Below are 17,175 nucleotides of genomic sequence, written 5' to 3'. Positions count from 1 at the left end.
GGATCGACAAGGAGAACACATGGCCAGCGCCCCGTCCTCCCACTGCAGCGTGTCGGACAGCTCGCACGGGATCGAGCCCGGCGCGCTCGCATGGCGCAAGAGCAGCTACAGCGGTGGCGGCAACGACTGCGTCGAAGTGGCGTTCACCCCCGGCGGAACGGCGGTGCGGGACTCGAAGAATCCCGCGGGCGGCATGCTGCGGATGACGGCGTCCGAATGGGACGTGCTGTTGACGGCCGCGCGCAGCGGCGTACTCGACCGTCCTTGATCCCTTACCCGCTGCGGGTCGCGTAAGGCGGCGGGTAAGGGCCCGCGGCAGGCGCGAGCGACGTGATCGCCCGATGCCGCGGGTCCGGCCTTGCGGCGATCGTCTCGTTCACAGTCACCCGTGAACGAGGCAGTCCCGCATCATGAACCGGCGTGCGTCGCGGGGCCGAGGCTGTGGCCGCCGCATACGACCGCGGACTGTTGGGAGAAGCCGGCTGACGCGGGCGGCGCGCCCTGCCGAGCCGGTGGCCCTCGGCCCGGCAGGGGCGAGCGTCAGCGGCGGGGGAGTCGCCGCAGCGCCGCGATACCGGCCGACATGGCCTTGGCCCACAGGCGCGGCGGCATTCCGCGGAACGGGCGGAGCCGCAGGCCGCGTTGCACGGCCACCGCCTGGGCCTCGGTGTACTTGAGCAGCCCTTCGGCGCTGTTGCGCCTGCCGACGCCGGACTCCTTCATGCCGCCCATCGGCACCCCGACGGTGCCGAACGTGGCGGCGTAGCCCTCGTTGACGTTGACGGTGCCGGCCTTGATCCGCCGGGCGACCTCCTCGCCGCGGCGGGAGTCACGGGTCCACACGCTCGCGTTGAGGCCGAACTCGGTGTCGTTGGCGCGTGCGACCGCCTCGTCGACGTCCGAGTAGGAGTACACGGCCACGACCGGGCCGAACGTCTCCTCGCGGAACAGCTTCGCCTGCTCGGTGACGCCGGTGAGCACTGTCGGCTCGTAGAACAGGGGGCCCAGGTCCGGCCTCGGCGCCCCGCCCGTGACGACGGTCGCTCCGGCCGCGCGGGCGTCGTCCACGTGTGCTGCCACTGTGGTCAGCTGGTCCTGGGAGGTGAGCGAGCCCATGCCGGCGTGGTAGTCGAGGCCTGCACCGAGCGTGAGCCCCCCGGTCCGTTCGGCCAGTGCGCGGACGAATTCGTCGTGGATGCTCTCATGCACGTAGATCCGCTCGACCGACACGCACAGCTGGCCCGCCGACGAGAAACACGCGGTGACGGCACCGGCGGCGGCTTTACGGACGTCGGCGTCCGGCAGCACGACCATCGGATTCTTGCCGCCGAGTTCCAGGGAATAGCCGGTGAGCCGCTCGGCGATCTGCCCGGCCAGCCGTTTGCCCGTGGGCGTCGAGCCGGTGAAGCATACGTAGTCCGATTCCTCGACGATCGCGTCGCCGATGGTCGATCCGCGTCCCAGCACGATCTGCCAGACGTCGGCGGGCAGCCCGGCCTGCTCGGCGAGCTCGTGCAGCCACAGCGCCGACAGCGCCGTCTGGTTGTCGGGCTTCTGCACGATCGCGTTGCCCGCGGCCAGGGCAGGCAGTACGTCCATCGCCGTCAGCGCGAGCGGATAGTTCCACGGCGAGACGACCCCGACGACGCCCTTGGGGTGGCGGACCTCGCTGGCCTTCGTCAGCAGCGGCAGCGCACCCGCGGCCCGGCGTGGGGCGAGCAGCCGCGCGCTGTGCTTTCCGTAGTACGAGGCGACCAGGGCGGTCGCGCTCACCTCGTCGAAGGCGTCGATCCTCGCCTTGCCCGCTTCGACCTGCACCAGGTCGAGAACCTCGTCCTGGTGGGCCAAAACCAGATCGGCCAGCCGCAGCAGCACGCGCTGGCGCTCCCGCGCGGGCCATTCGGCCCAGGACGGCTGCACCTCGCGTGCCCGGGTGAACACCTGCCGGACCTCGGCGTCGGCCGCCTGTGGCAGCGGGGTGATCGGCTGACCGGTGAACGGAGCGGACATCGTCACCGGTGCTGCGTCCATGCCGGTGGCGACCCGGTGGGTGAGCTGCTCGGCACGCCGCCGGGCAGGCGCCCCGGACACCCCGCCGACAGGGTCAGCGGGGCCGGCCGTGGAGCCGGGGTGGCTGGGCGTGTTCGGCACGGTGCTGGTCACGGGAGCCTCCGGGGAGCCAAAAAACTGTTACTCGCGAGTAATACCTTACCGCCGAATGCAATCCCCGCAAGGCTGCGGGCGCGTTCACCCGCGACGACACCGTGGCGCCACCGGGGTGCCCCGCAGTGGCCGAGCTCGGGCGCCGCAGGGAGGCAGATCCGCGGCGGGGCCTTCTTCACCGAAGCGCAGCACTCACCGGAGTGCGGCGTCATTCACCGCAGAGTCATTCGCCGAAGTGCAGCGTCGCGATGCGCTTCCACTCGGCGAGCAGCTGCTCCCGGCGGCGCGGATCACCGCCGAGCTCGGCGTCGAGGGCCAGGCCCCGGGTCAGGTTCACCGTGAGCCAGAACAGTGTCTGCATCCGCTCCTCGGGCAGGTGGCCCGACAACCCCGTGAGCAGTTCCAGGGTCGACCGGCCCAGTGCGCGGTCGACCGGCCGGATCGCGCTGCGCAGTTCGGGGTCGGTGCGTGCGGCGATCCAGAGTTCCATCGCGGCCGTGGCGAGGGTTCCGGAGTAGGAGTCCCACAGCAGGTCGATCGCGGCGGCGATGCGGTCCGGCCCCTCGGGCAGTTCCTTGGCCTCCGGTGCACGCCTGCGCTGCAGCCTGGTCGTCAGGTGTTCCACCGCCGAGGCCATGAGATCGGACTTGGAGGCGAAGTGGTGCTGGAACGCGCCTTTCGAGACTCCGGCGCGCGCGCATATCTCCTGCATCGAGGTGCGTGGATACCCCAGCTCCACCAGGCATTCGATGGTGGCGTCGAGCAGGGCCGCGCGGGTCTGTGCGCGCCGCTCCGCCTGGGTGCGGTGTGCCCGCGCGGACGAGGGCGTGCGCGAGGACGACGGCGGTGTCGGTGGCGTCGTGGTCATGAGCGCATCACCTGTGCCCCCTTTACCGGCTGGGACGGTGGTTGTAGATTCCGATCGGAACTTACATTCCATGCGGAATGTTTTCCACCCCAGTGCCAGGTGATCAAGGAGGCCCGCCGTGCCGCTGCAACTGCCCAGGAGCCCGTGGCTGACCGAGGAGCTCGACGACTTCCGCGAGATGGCGCGGTCGTTCTGCCAGAAGGAGCTCACCCCGCATCAGGACCGGTGGATCGAGAACAAGCAGATCGACCGGGAGGTCTGGACCAAAGCGGGCGAGATCGGTCTGCTGTGCCTGTCCGTCCCCGAGGAGTACGGCGGCGGTGGCGGCAGCTTCGCGCACGAGACGGTGCTCTACGAGGAGCAGGCCCGCAGCGGTGACAGCGCGTGGGGCGTGTCCGTGCACAACGGGATCGTGGCCCACTACCTGCTCGCCTACGCGGCCGAGGAGAAGAAGCGTGAGTGGCTTCCCAAACTCGCGAGCGGCGAGTGGATCGGCGCGATCGCCATGACCGAACCGGGCACCGGATCGGACCTGCAGGGCATCACGACGCGCGCGGTGCGAGACGGTGACGAGTACGTCATCAACGGTGCCAAGACGTTCATCACCAACGGCGCGATGGCCGACTTCGTCGTGGTGGCGTGCAAGACCGATCCCGATCCCGACGCCGGGGCCAAGGGCATGTCGCTGATCGCCGTTCCGACGTCGGCGGCGGGGTTCCGCCGCGGCCGCGTGCTCGACAAGATCGGTCTGAAGGGGCAGGACACGGCCGAGCTGTTCTTCGACGACGTCCGGGTGCCCGTCGCCAATCTGCTCGGGGACCAGGAGGGCCTGGGCTTCTTCCAGCTGATGCAGCAGCTGCCGCAGGAACGGCTGCTGATCGCCGTCACCGCGGTGGCCGGGATGGAGGCGGCGGTGGACCAGACCATCGCCTACACCCACGAACGCGAGGCGTTCGGCAGGCCGCTGTCGAAGTTCCAGAACACCAAGTTCACCCTGGCCGACGCGGCCACCGAGGTAGCGGTGTCCCGCGCGTTCCTCGACCAGTGCATCGAACGGCATCTGCGCGGCGACCTCGACGTGCAGGGCGCCGCCATGGCGAAGCTGTGGACCACCGAGCGGGCCAACCGCGTCATCGACGACTGCGTACAGCTGTTCGGCGGCTACGGCTACATGATGGAGTACCCCGTCGCGCGCGCCTGGGCCGACATGCGCATCTCGCGGATCTTCGGTGGGACCAGCGAGATCATGAAGGACATCATCTCCAGGACGCTGTGAGCCGGCCCGCGGCGGAAAGGTGACATCCATGAACGCTGGACCTCTCGGCGGGCTGACCGTGATCGAACTGGCCGGTCTCGCACCGGCTCCGTTCGCGGCCACGATGCTGGCCGACCTCGGCGCCGACGTCGTGCGCGTGGACCGGGCGAGTCCGGGGGCGGACGTGCTCGGTATTCCGAACGACCCGCTCACGCGGAGTCGCCGCACGATCGGCGTCGACACCAAGACGCCGGACGGCGTCGAGGTGGTGCTGTCGCTGGCGGAGCGGGCCGACGTGCTCATCGAAGGGTTCCGGCCCGGCGTCGCCGAGCGCATGGGACTGGGGCCGGAGCAGGTGCACGCGCGGAACCCGCGCCTGGTGTACGGGCGCATCACCGGCTGGGGCCAGGACGGCCCGCTCGCGCCGGTCGCGGGGCACGACATCAACTACATCGGACTCTCCGGCGCCCTGTCCACCATCGGCAGGGCAGGCGACAAGCCGGTGGCGCCGGTGAACTATCTCGGCGATTTCGGTGGCGGCGGGCTGTACCTCGCGATGGGTGTGCTCGCGGCGCTCTACGAACGCATGTCCTCCGGTGTGGGGCAGGTCGTCGACGCGTCGATGGTCGACGGGTCGGCGCTGCTGACCACGCAGCTGTACGGCATGAAGGCGGCCGGTGCGTGGAGTGGGGAGCGGGGCGCGAACCTCCTCGACGGGGGCGCGCCGTTCTACGACACCTACGCCTGCGCCGACGGCCGGTACGTGGCCGTCGGCGCGATCGAGATGCGGTTCTGGGCCGCGCTGGTGGAGGTGCTCGAACTCGACGCCGAGTCGCTGCCGCTGCACCTGGACCAGTCGCAGTGGCCGAAGCTCCGGGAGATCCTGGCCGAGGCGATCGGGAAGTACTCCCGCGACGAGCTGGTCGCCAAGGCCGCGGGTACCGACGCGTGCCTGACGCCGGTGCTCACGCCGGAGGAAGCCGCCGACCACCCGCACAACGTCGCCCGCGGGACGTTCGCAGAGGTCGGCGGGATGGTGCAGCCCGCGCCGGGGCCGAAGTTCGGCCGCACGCCGGCGCCGGAGCCGCAGGCGCCGCATCCGGCGGGTGCGGACACGGCCGAGGTGCTGGGCGAGTTCGGCTACGACGGCGACGCCATCGCCGCGTTACGGGAGGCCGGCGCCGTCGCGTGAGGTGCGGGTGCCGGTCGCGGCCATGGGCACGCGACCGGCATCGGCGGCCGCCGTGACGGCGCGGCGTGTCGCTCCGCCGGCCCGGGCTCTCACCCTTCTAGGGTGCCACCCGGACGTGTCATCTACGGGCGCGTTCCGTAACCGGCTTCCGCCGTTCGTGTGGGAACCGGTCAGGCGGCCCACGGCCCGGTGACGATGATGTTGAATGAGCCGCGTGAGCGGCCTGGTTCACCGGCGTTCATCGGGCCGTCACCGCGTACGGCCCCCGGCACGGCGGAACCGGTGGGAGACGCGACCGGCCGCCGATGTGAAGAATTGAGTGGAGCGATGTCACCGGGACTCAAGAAATTCCTCATCTTCGGCGTCGTCGCTCTCGTCCTGTTCCTGTTGATCAGCAAACCCACCGAGTCGGCCGACGCCGTGCAGACCGCCCTGGGCTGGCTGGGAGACGGTGCCCAGGCTCTCGTGACCTTTGTGGAGCGCCTCTTTTCCTGACGGTTACGCCGCAGTATCCACATCATGGACAGTTCGTCGTCCGGTGCTCGAAACCCGGCACCGGCAAAACGTCGTGACCACCTGAAGAATGCGATCACACAGCGTATATCCAGGGCGTTTTCGGGCGGCGGACTGGACCATCCGGGTGGATTCCGAGGCCTAAAGCGCAGGTCACCGAATCTGTCGCCGAGAGGGTCTGGCGTGGAGCCGAGTCGCTCTCCTACGGTGCTCACATTGCGTGATCGGGCCGATTCGACGATTGCCCGGCGGCAGTTCGAACAGCGTTGCTCTGGTGAGCACGTTGTTCTCGGTCTTTCCGCAAGCGACTCCGATGTGCGTTGCAGAAGGAGGCAGGGATGCACGATCCCGGCGTTGACGCGGTCATCCAGCAGTGGACCTCTGAGCGTGAACAGAGCGCCGAGGAGGTCGAGGCGCACCGCATCGCCACGTCCTGGCTCGCCGAGGCCCCGCGGACGGCACAGGCGGCCCAGCAGGCCCCCGGGATTCCGGGGCAGCGGGGTGCGGCGGGTGCCGGTGCGTGGGCCGCTCTCGACAGCGCCGACACCACCTATCTGGACGCCATGCGGCAGCGGTTGCCCGAGGCGCCCGACGAGCTTCTCGTCGCCGCCGCGGGGTGGTGGCAGATGCTCGGTGACGTGCGCGAGGCCGAGGCGTGGTGGGATGCCGGCATCAGCCCGCTCGACCAGCGGGCGCTCGACTACCGCGCGGCCGGGCTGACCCCGGACGATCTCGCCAAGTGGCTCGGTCCTCTCACGGTCCTCGAACACCTGCGCAGGGGCAGCGCGCCAGCCTGGTGCGTGGCCCGCTTGGCGCGGCAGCGCCGCGACGCCGCGAGCTGAGAGCGCCCGCCGGCGCCACCGGGCGCCGGGCCGCCGGGCCATGATGCAGGCGGGCACCGGTGGAGGCGGGCAACGGCGCCGTCGCACGTGTCCGGGCCTGCGGAAGCCGCCGGCACGTGTACGGACGGACGCTGCGGCGCTGCCCGGCGTGCGCGGTGCGGCGTGCGGTGTCCTACGGAGCCGTTCGGCGTGCACGGTGCGGCGGGAGTCGTCCCGGTGCGGGCCGGCCCGCCGTGACGGCCGATCGCGCGTGACGATCCGTTCGGCGTGCCGTCCCCGTCACCGGACGGGCGTAACGTTACGGTGCCTCCGTTCGTTAGCCCCACGGGTGAATCGGTGCACGGAAAGGCCAGGCGGTGCGCACAGCGGGAACCGGGGACGGTGGGCAGCACCGTGGCGGCATGATGCCGGGACTGAGGCCCGTGGCGGCGCGACTGGGAATCGTTCTGCTCGTGCTCGCCCTCGGTGCGGGTGGCGTCTGGCTGGCGGCCGGCGCGGCGACGCCGGAGGCGAGCCCGACGACGACCGACGTGCCCGCGCGCGACATCGAACCGGCACGTGTGACGCCCGGCTCGGCTGCTCCCGCCGAGCAGGCGTCGGTGGCGCCGGAACCGCGTTCGGACCCGGGTGCCAGCAGTGGCGGTGGCCGGGAACGTTCCGCCGATTCACTCGACGCCTGGGCCGAACACACCGCGGCGGCCACCGGTGTGCCGGCCCGCGCGCTGCGGGCCTACGGCTACGCGGAGCTCGCGATGCGCGAGCACGAGCCGGAGTGCCGCGTCTCCTGGGCCACGCTGGCCGGCATCGGCCGTGTCGAATCCGACCACGGCCGTTACGGCGGCGTCACACTCCAGCAGGACGGCAGGCCCTCGGGCCCGATCATCGGTGTGCCCCTCAACGGAACCCCCGGTGTCCGCAGCATCACCGACACCGACGGCGGCCGACTCGACGGCGATCGCCGGCACGACCGGGCCGTCGGGCCCATGCAGTTCATCCCGAGTACCTGGGTGCGCTACGCCAGTGACGGCAACGGCGACGGCCGGGCCGATCCGCAGCAGATCGACGACGCCGCCGTCACCGCGGCGCGCTACCTGTGCGCCGGCGGCCGGGACATGTCCGGAGCCGACGGCTGGTGGGCCGGGATCATGTCCTACAACAACTCCGTCGAGTACGCGCAGAAGGTCTTCGGTCTCGCCGACGGCTACGCGGCGCAGGCCGCGGGCTCGCGAGGCTGAGCGGTCCCGCCGGGCCACCCGTGGTGCGGGCCCGACCTCCGTGGCCCGGGGGTGTGTGACCGCGGTCGCGGCGGTGGGAGTGCTAGCGTCGGAGACGTGAATCCCCGCTCCGTCACCTGCCGTGCCGTGGGCATCACGCTGCTGTGTGTCGCGGCCATGGTGGTGTGCTTCGGACTGGCCTGGTGGCAGTGGGACCGATTCTCCTCGGCAGGCGGAACGTTCCAGAACCTCGGCTACGTCCTGCAGTGGCCGCTGTTCGGGCTGTTTCCCGCGTTCATGGTCTGGCGGTGGCGGGTACTGAGCCGCCGCAGGGCCGACGAGGCCACCGACGGATCCGGCGCCGAGCACGGCCACGCCACGGCTCAGAACGGTGATCCGTCCGCCCCGGTGGCCGATTCCCGCGAACCCGCCCGGCGCCCCGCCCCGAAGTGGCGCAGGTCCGACAGTGACGGAAGCGACCGGGAAGACCCCGCCGACGCCGAACTCGCCGCGTACAACCGGTACCTGGCCGAGCTCAACGCACGTGACCAAGAGGTGAAGTGACGACATGGTGACGACCGACCGCGACGCCGACGGCGGGAACACCGCGGCCACGACCGCCACGGGCGGCCAGGCCCCGGGACCGTTGCGCGGGCCACTGGCCCGGTTCCGCGTCGCCGCCTTCGCCACCGGTATCGGGCTGCTCGGGCTGGTGGTCGTGATGGTGATCCGCTACGGCTTCGACAACGCGGGCCCGTCGGCGGTGTACTCGCCGATCCACGGCGTCGTCTACATGATCTACCTGGTGCTGGCGGTGGACCTCGCGCTCAAGGCCCGTTGGTCGGTGAAGGGCACGATCGGCGTACTGCTTGCCGGATGCGTGCCGCTGCTGTCGTTCTGGGTCGAGCGCAAGGTCCACCAGCGGGTCACCGCGGGGAAGAAGCTCTGACCGACGTCCGCACCGCATGCGGGGGCACGGTGCCCGCCCGCAATGCCTCGGCGTCGATCGACTCGGGTCGGTAGCCCTCGCCGCCCGCGGTGACGGCCGCGAGCCGGTCCTGCATCGTGGCCACCGGGTCGCCGATCCGGTCGTGCCTGCCCGACAGGAACGCCCACTCGTGTTCGTCGGAGCCGTAGTAGACGGCGGTGTCGAACAGCTCGGTGAATCGCCGCCATGCGGCGACGAGCGTGCGGTTGCGCCACATCGTGGGACAGCCGCCCTGGCAGGTCACCACGCCGCCGGGGGCGAGCAGGCCGGCGCATCGCCGCAGGAAATCGGCCTCGTAGAGGCGGTTGTGCTGAGCCTCGGGATCTTCGCTCTCGTCAGGTAGGTCGATCAGCACGACGTCGTAGCGGGTGCCCGCGGACTCGGCCGAGGCCAGGAAGTCGAAGCCGTCGCGGTAGTGCATCCGCACCGGTCCGTCGTGCGACTCGGCGGCGGCCAGCTCGGCCTCGGTGTAGCCGTAGGGCAGGTGCCGGGCGCACAGGCGGACCGTCTCGGCGTCGATGTCGACGTGGTCCACCCGTGCCGCCCCGTGCGCGAGGGCCATCGCACTCGCGACACCTTCGCTCGAACCGATGATCAACACGGAACGCACCTGGTCGGCCAGCAGCAGCGGCGGCACGGTCAGCGCCTCGTGGTAGACGAGCTGGGTGGCGTCGGTGCTCTGCCGCTCGCCGTCGCAGAACAGGGTGAGGCCGTGGGCGGTGCGGCCGATCACGACGTGCTGGAACTCGGTCGTCGTGTCGACCACCACCTCGTCGACCCGCCAGGTACGGGTCATGCCGTCGGCGAGCGGTTCGACGATCTCGGTCGCGGTGGCGGATCCGGTGCTGGTGGGGGACACGCCTCACCCTCCTGTCATGGTCGTCTGCCGGGCGGGGTGGCCGCGCCGGACGGTGGACATGGTCACCGGCCCGCTGCTCAGGGCGTCGCCGAGCAGCTGGACGGCATGAGCGGGGTCGGCGCGGTCACCGCACGTGAACACGTCCACGAACGCCGCCCCGATCTCCGGGTACGTATGCACCGACGCGTGGGACTCGGCGAGCATCGCCAGCACGGTCACCCCCTGTGGCTGGAACCGATGGGCGATGACGTCACAGACCGTCGCGCCGGCCTCGGTGAGCGTGCGCGCCAGCGCGGCGCGCAGAAACGGCTCGTCGTCGAGCAACCGTGGGTCGACACCGTCGAGCTCGGCGAGAACGTGCGTTCCCGAGAACGCACCGACGTCGCTGCGGTCAGTCGGCACCGGTTGGCCTCCCTTCGCGGATGCAGTAGGTACGGAGTGGCGGAATGCCGTTGAACGCCACCGACGAGTAACTCGCCGTGTACGCGCCGGCGGCAAGGATGTCGATCCGGTCCCCGGCGCGCAAGGACTCGGGTAACCGGTACCGCGTCCGCTGATACAGCACGTCGTCGCCGTCACACGTCGGGCCGGCCAGGATCACCGGACCGTCGGGACCGCCGCGGGGGTCGACGGGTTCGACGGGGTAGGTGATCGCCTCGTTCTCGGTTTCGGCGAGCCCGTTGTAGCGGCCGATGTCGAGGTACACCCAGCGGTGGTCGTCGTGCGGGTCCTTGCGGCTCACCAGGACCACCTCGGCGCGGATCAGCCCGGCCTCGGCGACGATCGCGCGCCCGGGTTCGACGACCAGTTCCGGTTCCCCGTCGGGGAGATGCGTGCGCAGGGACCGGCCGATCGCGGCGGCGTAGTCGGCCGGGTCCGGCGCGGGCCGTCGGTAGCTCGTGGCCAGGCCTCCGCCGATGTTGAGCCTGCGCAGCTGCACGCCGCGTGCTGCCGTTTCGGTGAACACGGAGGCGGCCGACGCGATCGCGCCGTCCCACGCGTCCGGGTCCTGTTGCTGTGAGCCGACGTGGATGCTGACGCCCACCGGGTCCAGACCCAGCTCTGCCGCCTCGACGAGCAGGTCCGTGGCGAGCGCGGGGCTGCAGCCGAACTTGCGGCCGAACGGCGTCGCCGAGTCCGGCGGGTCCACGAGGAGCCGCACCGAGACCTGCGCCCCGGGGGCGTGAGCGGCGATGGCGTGGAGATCGCTGCCGGCCTCGCAGGTGTACTCCGCCACGCCGGCGGCGTGGGCGTGGGCGATGTCGGCCGGCTTCTTGATGGTGTTGCCGTAGGACAGTGTGTGGCCTTCGGATCCCGCGGCCAGGCACAGGTCGATCTCGGCGGGGCTGGCGACGTCGAACCAGGCGCCCTCCTCGGCCAACCCCTGCAGGACCTCGTGGGCGGGATTGGCCTTGACGGCGTACTGGATGCGGGCCTGCGGGAATGCCGCCACGAGTGCCCGGTACCGGGCCACGACGGTGTCGGTGTCCACGACGAGGCACGGGGTCGGCGGGTTGTGCTCGGCCAGGAACCGTCGTAACGCCGGAGGCGGTGTCGGGGTGTGGTCACGGTGGTTCACGTGGGTGAGGTTCGCAGGTCCTGACCTCGGCGCCCGGTCCTGGGCCGGGTGAGTGTGCGGCGTGCAACTTGATCACCGGTCCGAGCGGCGTCCATTCACCAACCGTGTAGGCCACGCGTGGAACTGTTGCGTGTCGTGAATTCCGTGGGTGGACGGTATGGCCACCCTGTCATTTCTGTCCGCATTGCGGCCGATGATGTAGAACCACAGCAATTGTGCTCTCCGTTTTCAGGGGAGTCGCGAAAGTCGCTGAATCGGGTGACAGGAACCAGGGTTGACAGGAGAGTTCTGTTGCACGGTGTAGTGATCAGGCCGCTGATATGCCGCCGACCGGCGCGGGGAGGCGGCGGAGGACGGGGTCTGCGGACGGGTGAGTCGGCCGGCGTCCCTTCGGCGGGGTAGAGGACTGGACCACCGGTTCGAGGGACACCGGCCGGGTAGGTGCATCCGGGATACACCACAAGATCGGGGACTCTTTGAACTCGCTGCGTAATCGCCGCCCCGGTGGAGGTGGACTGCTGGAGGCGTTCAAGGCTGAGGTCTGATCCATGTGGGTGAAACTTGACCAGGAAGCTGCTGCGACTTCAGTAACCAAATTCCCACGCCGTGTTCCCGGAAAGTGGAAACCGAGTGCCGCCGAGTCGGGTGAATGACGATTTCCGCTGGTCATGCTGTGGCTGTCGAGATCATTTGGTGGCAACCCGATTGGCTGTACGATTTCTGACGCCCCGGCCAAGCGAATTGAGTGCCACGGCACGGATCTGTGGATTCAACCTGCAGATCGCAACTCGCCGGCCGGTGTCTGTGGGGAGGACGGCACGGCCGGGGCGGACGGAAGCGACAGCGGCGACCGGGCCGACGGGCCGGGTGGCGACAGCGTCGGTGGCGTCCGCGGTCTTCGGGCCTGCGGCGTCACGGCGGCGGTGTCCGGCACGAGGCCGGGCGTATCCGGCGCCCGTCCCGGAGAAGCCGGATACGGAGGAACGACCAGACATGCGGTACAGCGCGCGGTGCACAGGCCGGGTCCCGGCCGGTCCGTCCGGGCCGGCGTGCCCTGCCGGACTCCCGGACAGGGCCGCCCCGCGCCGTACCGGGCCGGAGATCGTCGTGGCCGTGAGCGAGCCGGAGAGGGAGTCACGTACGTGACCGTTGCAGGAGAAGGCCGAGTGCCCGTGGGGCAGCTTCTCGGAGAGGGCGCCCCGAAGCCGTCCCCGTGGAAGGCTCTGGCGCGCTGGCGGGACTGGAAACTGCCAGCCAAGCTCGGAGCCGTCACGGTGATTCCCATCGTCATCGCGCTGGTGCTGGGCGGACTGACGCTCGCGGCCCAGCTCGACCGAGCGGACCGGTACGACCGGGTGGCGGAGCTGGCGGAGCTCAACTCCGCATCCCGCACGCTGCTCGACGCCCTGCAGCGGGAGCGCACCGCCACCGCGGCCGCGCTCACCCAGGGCAACGGTGCCGATTCGGCGCAGCTGACCGAACTCCGCGACGAGGTGGACCGCGCGGTGGGTCCGGTGCGGGCCGCGCTCGGCACGGAGGGGGCCGAGCTCGACGCGCTCACCGAGCCGCGCGCCGACCTGAACGAGCAGCTCGACCGCCTCTCGTCGCTGCGGGAACGGGTCCGCACCGGCCAGCTCGGCGCGATCCAGGCGGCACAGTCCTACTCGGTCATCACGTCCTCGCTGCTCGCGGTCGACGTCGCAGCGGTGTCGGGTATGGGCGACCGTGCCGTGGGTGGCACTCCCACCGCGTTGCACGATGTCCTGGTCGCCCGTGAGGAGGTGTCGATCCAGCAGGTGCTGGTGTCGCACGGCATCGACCGCGGGGGACTCGCCCCGAGCGAGTTCGACCAGCTCCGGACCTCGGCGGTGCGGCTGGACGACCGGTTGACCGAGTTCGGCAGCGCGGCCACCGTCGAGCAGCGCAACGCCTTCAACGAGGCCGTGCGCGGCGAGGCGTTCGACAACCGCGAACAGATCATGCGCGGACTCCTCGCCGGGCAGGGCGCCGACGCCGCGTTCGACGAGATCCCGGCGGGCCAGTGGCAGGACGTCTCCGGTGGCGTGTTCGCCTCGACGGGGCAGTTCGCGGGCCAGCTGGGCGACGAGGTCATGACCGGCGCCGACGACGCCGCGAGCGGTGCGCACGCGGCGGTGGTCTGGCTGGCCGTGCTGTTCGTCCTGGCACTGGCCCTGGCCGCGGTCGTCGTGTTCGTGATCACGCGGCAGCTGCTGCGTTCGCTGAACGTGCTGCGCACCGCGGCGCTCGACGTGGCGGACCGGGCGCTGCCTGAAGCCGTCCGGTCGATCCAGGACGGCCAGTCGCAGAACCCGGTCGTGCGCCCCGTCCCGGTATCCACCGATGACGAGATCGGGCAGGTCGCCCGTGCGTTCGACGCCGTGCACAACCAGGCGCTGCGTCTCGCGGTCGAGCAGGCCGGTATGCGGGCGGGATTCGCGGGCGTGTTCGTCAACCTGTCCCGGCGGAGTCAGAGCCTCGTGCAGCGGCAGCTGCAGCTCATCGAGCGGCTGGAACGGGACGAGGAGGACGCCGACCAGCTGGCCACGCTGTTCCAGCTCGACCACCTCGCCACGCGGATGCGGCGCAACAACGAGAACCTCATGGTGCTGTCCGGTGACGAGCCGGGCAGGAGGTCCGGTCGGCCGGTGTCGGCGACCGACGTCCTCCGTGCGGCCGTGTCCGAGATCGAGCAGTACCAGCGGGTCGTGGTGAACACCCCGCCGTCGGCGCGGATCGTCGGCTACGCCGCGGGCGACCTCGTCCGCCTGGTGGCCGAGCTGCTCGACAACGCGACCGCGTTCTCCGCACCGGAGACTCGGGTCACGCTCTCCAGCAGGCTCCTGGACGACGGCGCGCTGCAGGTCGACATCACCGACCGTGGCATCGGTATGAACGAGGCCGAACTGGAGGAGGCCAACGGCCGGCTCCGCGACGTCGGTCCCGTCGACATCGCGACCTCCCGGCGGATGGGCCTGTTCGTGGTCGGCCGGCTGGCCGAGCGGCACGGCTTCCGCATCGCCCTGCAGGGCGGTGCGGACTCCACCGGTGTCACGGCCGTCGTGACCGTGCCCTCCGAAGTCGTCATCGTCGAACAGCAGGCGCCCACGGAGGTGCTCGCGCAGACCGCTCCCGGGGACACGGCACGCCCTGCCGGTACGCGGGGTTCGGCGACCGGGGCGGTCACCGGCCGTGGCCCGACCGCTGCGAACGGCACGGCTGCGAACGGCACGGCTGCGAACGGAACGGCGGCCACCGGCAACGGCGGGGCCGCCGGGACGAGCAGCGGACTGCCGCAGCGCCGTGCCGCCGGCTCGGCACTGCCGGCCTCCTTCGCTCCGCTGACCCAGGGCGGCGATGCTCCGTCGGAAACCGAGGTGTCCGGAACGGCGTTGTTCAGCCCGGTCACCGGTGCCGAACAGCAGGGTGGCGACACGGACCGGCCGGCGTCCGGGAACGACGACGCGGCGGGGTCCGGCCCAGGCAACGGCGGCGACCGAAACGGGCGCTCGACGGCGGACGAGGGTGGCCTGCCGATCCCGCAGCAGGGCGGCCCGGCCGACGAGCCACGGTCCGGATCACAGCACGATGCCGAGGACCAGGACCACGAGAGCGGCTCCGAATCGTCGAGCGACGGGACCGGCTCGGGAACGCGGAACGGCGCCAAGCCGAACCTTCCGCGCCGCAAGCCGGGTGCGAGCCGCACCTCCCACGACGGGAGTTCGCGGTCCGGCGGATCGGCGGGCACCGGTGCCGCGGCCGGATCCGACGGCACGTCGGACGCCGCTGCGGAGCCCGACGACGCGGACCGGAACGGTGCGGCCGCGCCGAGCTCCGGTCTCGGTGGGTCCGCCCTGTTCGCAGCGCCGGACACCGAGGTCACCGACTGGTGGAACGCCGCGACGTCGGCCAAGCAGCCGCCGGCTCCCGAACCGAAACCGAAGCAGAAGGACGGCTCCGAGGGCACGCCGATCTTCAACGACATGCTGTCGGCCTGGTTCCGCAGCACTTCGGACGGACACGAGGACCAGGGTTGGGGTACGTCGACCGACCCGCGTCGTCGGTCGGCCGCCGACGAACCCGCGGGCTACACGTCGGCGGGCCTGCCCCAGCGGCAGCGCGGCCGGAAGCTGATGCCGGGCAGCGCGTCGGACGCCGACAGCGGTGCCGTGAACGGCGTGTCACACGAGGCGCCGAAGCCTCCGCGGGACGCCTCGGGCGTGCGCAGCCGCCTGAGCAGTTTCCAGCAGGGCGTCAGCCGCGGTCGGCGCAGGAAGGACCCGGAGGACCAGGCCGACGCCACGACGGCATCGGACGCGCCCGTGAACGGCGTCGCGGCAGCCGCCGACCGGGCCGCCGCCGACTCCCAGAGCACGGCGCCGGATGCGACGGCACCGGAGACGGCAGCACAGGAGACGGCAGCACAGGAGACGGCAGGGCACGGGACGGCGACACCGGCCTCGGCGAACGCCTCGGAGAACGCCACAGCGCAGGACTCCGCTTCTCAGGACTCGGCGTCGCAGGACGCTGCATCGCCGACCCCGAAGTCGCGGGAGTCGGGGTCGGCGGCACCGGGCGGACGGGGCCCGCAGCCCCGGCGCTCCGGGGCCGACGCGCCGACGACCGCGGCGGGCCTGCCGCAGCGGCGGCGCAAGCCGCGGCCCGCCTCGGCGACGACTCCGCAGCCGCAGGCGAACCCGGCGGCCGACGGCACCTCACCGGTGAACGGCGTCCGTGCGGAGGCGACGCAGGCCGACGCGAGCGCTGCGACCGCCGAGCCGGCGACCGCAGGCGCTACGGCTGAGGATGACGCGGCCAGCGCCGCGGGCGCCGAAGCCACGACCACGGAAGCCGTGACGACGGAAGCGGCGACCACGGAAGCGGCGACCACCGAAGCCGGGACCAGGGAAGCAGCCGACACCGAGGGGAGCCCGGCCGCCACGTCCGACTGGACGTTCGCCGCGGACGAGCGGTGGCGGACGGTGGAGTCGGCGTCGGATGCGGCGCCGACCGGTTACACCCCGGCCGGGTTGCCCCGCCGCCAGCGCGGCCAGCAGCTCATGCCGGGCAGTGCGACGTCGACGGGACCGGCGGGTAGCCGGCCGCGGCGCGAGCGTGACCCCGCCGACGTGCAGGGCAGGCTCAGCAGTTTCCAGCAGGGAATTCGCCGAGGCCGGCATCGGACCGCTCAGGCGAGCGACAGCAGTGAACAGAAAGTGGAGGGTGAATGACCGCGCCGGATCGGGCTCAGCCCCAACAGAACCAGTTCGGATGGCTGGTGAACGACTTCGCCGAGCGAGTGCCGGGCGTGGCGCATGCCGTCGTCGTGTCGGCGGATGGGTTGCTACTCACCGCGTCGAACCGGCTGCCGCTCGACCGCGCCGACCAGCTCGCCGCCGTCGCCTCCGGCCTGATCAGCCTGACCCAGGGTGCCGCCCGTTGCTTCGAGGCGGGTGCCGTCAACGAGACGGTCGTCGAAATGGAACTCGGCATCATGGTGCTGATGTCCATCAGTGACGGTTCGTGCCTGGCCGTGCTGGCCGCGCCGAACTGTGACATCGGTCAGGTGGCGTACGAGATGACGCTCCTCGTCGACCGGGTCGGGCAGATCCTGACGCCCGAGCTGCGTGCGCAGCTCCAGGGCGCGGGCGGCCCGCTGGTCGGCGGATCGGTGGGATGACCGT

15 protein-coding genes are annotated in these 17,175 nt (G+C 71.3%); 10 read left to right on the top strand and 5 right to left on the bottom strand.

Annotation, left to right across the window (positions count from 1 at the left end; genetic code table 11):
- The first annotated feature begins 19 nt into the window (after positions 1-19).
- A complete protein-coding gene (locus tag LY40_RS03600; RefSeq protein ID WP_183786145.1) occupies positions 20-268 on the top strand; it encodes a DUF397 domain-containing protein in 249 nt (82 codons plus the stop codon).
- Between the two features lie 272 nt (positions 269-540).
- Here the strand turns inward: LY40_RS03600 and LY40_RS03595 are convergent, their stop codons facing one another.
- A complete protein-coding gene (locus tag LY40_RS03595) occupies positions 541-2,163 on the bottom strand; it encodes a succinic semialdehyde dehydrogenase (RefSeq protein WP_258935921.1) in 1,623 nt (540 codons plus the stop codon).
- A 223-nt stretch (positions 2,164-2,386) separates the two neighbouring features.
- A complete protein-coding gene (locus LY40_RS03590) occupies positions 2,387-3,031 on the bottom strand; it encodes a TetR/AcrR family transcriptional regulator (protein ID WP_258935920.1) in 645 nt (214 codons plus the stop codon).
- A gap of 118 nt (positions 3,032-3,149) precedes the next feature.
- On the opposite strand from LY40_RS03590, the gene LY40_RS03585 reads away from it, so the two are divergent.
- The 7 genes from LY40_RS03585 to LY40_RS03555 all read left to right on the top strand — a co-directional run bounded on the left by LY40_RS03585 (position 3,150) and on the right by LY40_RS03555 (position 8,996).
- Positions 3,150-4,307 (top strand): acyl-CoA dehydrogenase family protein, encoded by a 1,158-nt coding sequence (locus LY40_RS03585; RefSeq protein ID WP_183786139.1) that lies wholly within the window; start codon positions 3,150-3,152, stop codon positions 4,305-4,307.
- A 28-nt stretch (positions 4,308-4,335) separates the two neighbouring features.
- Entirely contained in the window at positions 4,336-5,478 is a 1,143-nt protein-coding gene (locus tag LY40_RS03580) for a CaiB/BaiF CoA transferase family protein (RefSeq protein WP_183786137.1), read from the top strand.
- A 327-nt stretch (positions 5,479-5,805) separates the two neighbouring features.
- Complete coding sequence (locus LY40_RS03575; RefSeq protein WP_183786135.1) at positions 5,806-5,973, top strand: hypothetical protein; 168 nt, start codon at positions 5,806-5,808, stop codon at positions 5,971-5,973.
- Between the two features lie 356 nt (positions 5,974-6,329).
- Positions 6,330-6,833, top strand: coding sequence for a helix-turn-helix transcriptional regulator (locus LY40_RS03570; protein ID WP_183786133.1), 504 nt, complete (start codon positions 6,330-6,332; stop codon positions 6,831-6,833).
- Positions 6,834-7,234: 401 nt separating this feature from the next.
- Positions 7,235-8,068: a lytic transglycosylase domain-containing protein gene (locus LY40_RS03565; protein ID WP_258935919.1), complete on the top strand. Its 834-nt coding sequence runs from the start codon at positions 7,235-7,237 to the stop codon at positions 8,066-8,068.
- Positions 8,069-8,164: 96 nt separating this feature from the next.
- Positions 8,165-8,611, top strand: a complete 447-nt coding sequence (locus LY40_RS03560) for a hypothetical protein (protein ID WP_258935918.1) — start codon at positions 8,165-8,167, stop codon at positions 8,609-8,611.
- Between the two features lie 4 nt (positions 8,612-8,615).
- Complete coding sequence (locus LY40_RS03555; RefSeq protein ID WP_258935917.1) at positions 8,616-8,996, top strand: DUF3817 domain-containing protein; 381 nt, start codon at positions 8,616-8,618, stop codon at positions 8,994-8,996.
- Here LY40_RS03555 and LY40_RS03550 read toward each other — a convergent pair.
- From LY40_RS03550 to LY40_RS03540, 3 genes are all read right to left on the bottom strand, one after another.
- Complete coding sequence (locus tag LY40_RS03550) at positions 8,974-9,831, bottom strand: spermidine synthase (RefSeq protein ID WP_183786412.1); 858 nt, start codon at positions 9,829-9,831, stop codon at positions 8,974-8,976. The genes LY40_RS03555 and LY40_RS03550 overlap by 23 nt on opposite strands.
- A gap of 66 nt (positions 9,832-9,897) precedes the next feature.
- Positions 9,898-10,296 carry an adenosylmethionine decarboxylase gene (gene speD, locus LY40_RS03545; RefSeq protein WP_183786125.1) on the bottom strand — a complete coding sequence of 133 codons (399 nt, stop codon included), beginning with the start codon at positions 10,294-10,296 and terminating at the stop codon, positions 9,898-9,900.
- Positions 10,286-11,473, bottom strand: a complete 1,188-nt coding sequence (locus LY40_RS03540) for a type III PLP-dependent enzyme (RefSeq protein WP_258935916.1) — start codon at positions 11,471-11,473, stop codon at positions 10,286-10,288. Before LY40_RS03540 ends, speD begins: the two co-directional genes overlap by 11 nt.
- Before the next feature lie 1,142 nt (positions 11,474-12,615).
- On the opposite strand from LY40_RS03540, the gene LY40_RS03535 reads away from it, so the two are divergent.
- Positions 12,616-16,722, top strand: coding sequence for a sensor histidine kinase (locus LY40_RS03535; RefSeq protein ID WP_258935915.1), 4,107 nt, complete (start codon positions 12,616-12,618; stop codon positions 16,720-16,722).
- Positions 16,719-17,171: a roadblock/LC7 domain-containing protein gene (locus LY40_RS03530; RefSeq protein ID WP_030533451.1), complete on the top strand. Its 453-nt coding sequence runs from the start codon at positions 16,719-16,721 to the stop codon at positions 17,169-17,171. Before LY40_RS03535 ends, LY40_RS03530 begins: the two co-directional genes overlap by 4 nt.
- Positions 17,172-17,175 lie beyond the last annotated feature (4 nt).

This window comes from Prauserella salsuginis, from assembly GCF_024648885.1.
GTDB lineage: Bacteria > Actinomycetota > Actinomycetes > Mycobacteriales > Pseudonocardiaceae > Prauserella > Prauserella salsuginis.
Note: the sequence above shows the minus strand (reverse complement) of the source record. Positions and strands in the feature narration are given on the sequence as shown.

What these genes read in the sequence shown, in the direction of transcription:
- LY40_RS03530 (WP_030533451.1), top strand. Translation starts at nt 16,719, where the DNA reads ATGACCGCGCCGGATCGGGCTCAGCCCCAACAGAACCAGTTCGGATGG.
- LY40_RS03600 (WP_183786145.1), top strand. Translation starts at nt 20, where the DNA reads ATGGCCAGCGCCCCGTCCTCCCACTGCAGCGTGTCGGACAGCTCGCAC.
- LY40_RS03575 (WP_183786135.1), top strand. Translation starts at nt 5,806, where the DNA reads ATGTCACCGGGACTCAAGAAATTCCTCATCTTCGGCGTCGTCGCTCTC.
- LY40_RS03590 (WP_258935920.1), bottom strand. Translation starts at nt 3,031, where the DNA reads ATGACCACGACGCCACCGACACCGCCGTCGTCCTCGCGCACGCCCTCG.
- LY40_RS03580 (WP_183786137.1), top strand. Translation starts at nt 4,336, where the DNA reads ATGAACGCTGGACCTCTCGGCGGGCTGACCGTGATCGAACTGGCCGGT.
- LY40_RS03550 (WP_183786412.1), bottom strand. Translation starts at nt 9,831, where the DNA reads ATGACCCGTACCTGGCGGGTCGACGAGGTGGTGGTCGACACGACGACC.
- LY40_RS03555 (WP_258935917.1), top strand. Translation starts at nt 8,616, where the DNA reads ATGGTGACGACCGACCGCGACGCCGACGGCGGGAACACCGCGGCCACG.
- LY40_RS03565 (WP_258935919.1), top strand. Translation starts at nt 7,235, where the DNA reads ATGATGCCGGGACTGAGGCCCGTGGCGGCGCGACTGGGAATCGTTCTG.
- LY40_RS03570 (WP_183786133.1), top strand. Translation starts at nt 6,330, where the DNA reads ATGCACGATCCCGGCGTTGACGCGGTCATCCAGCAGTGGACCTCTGAG.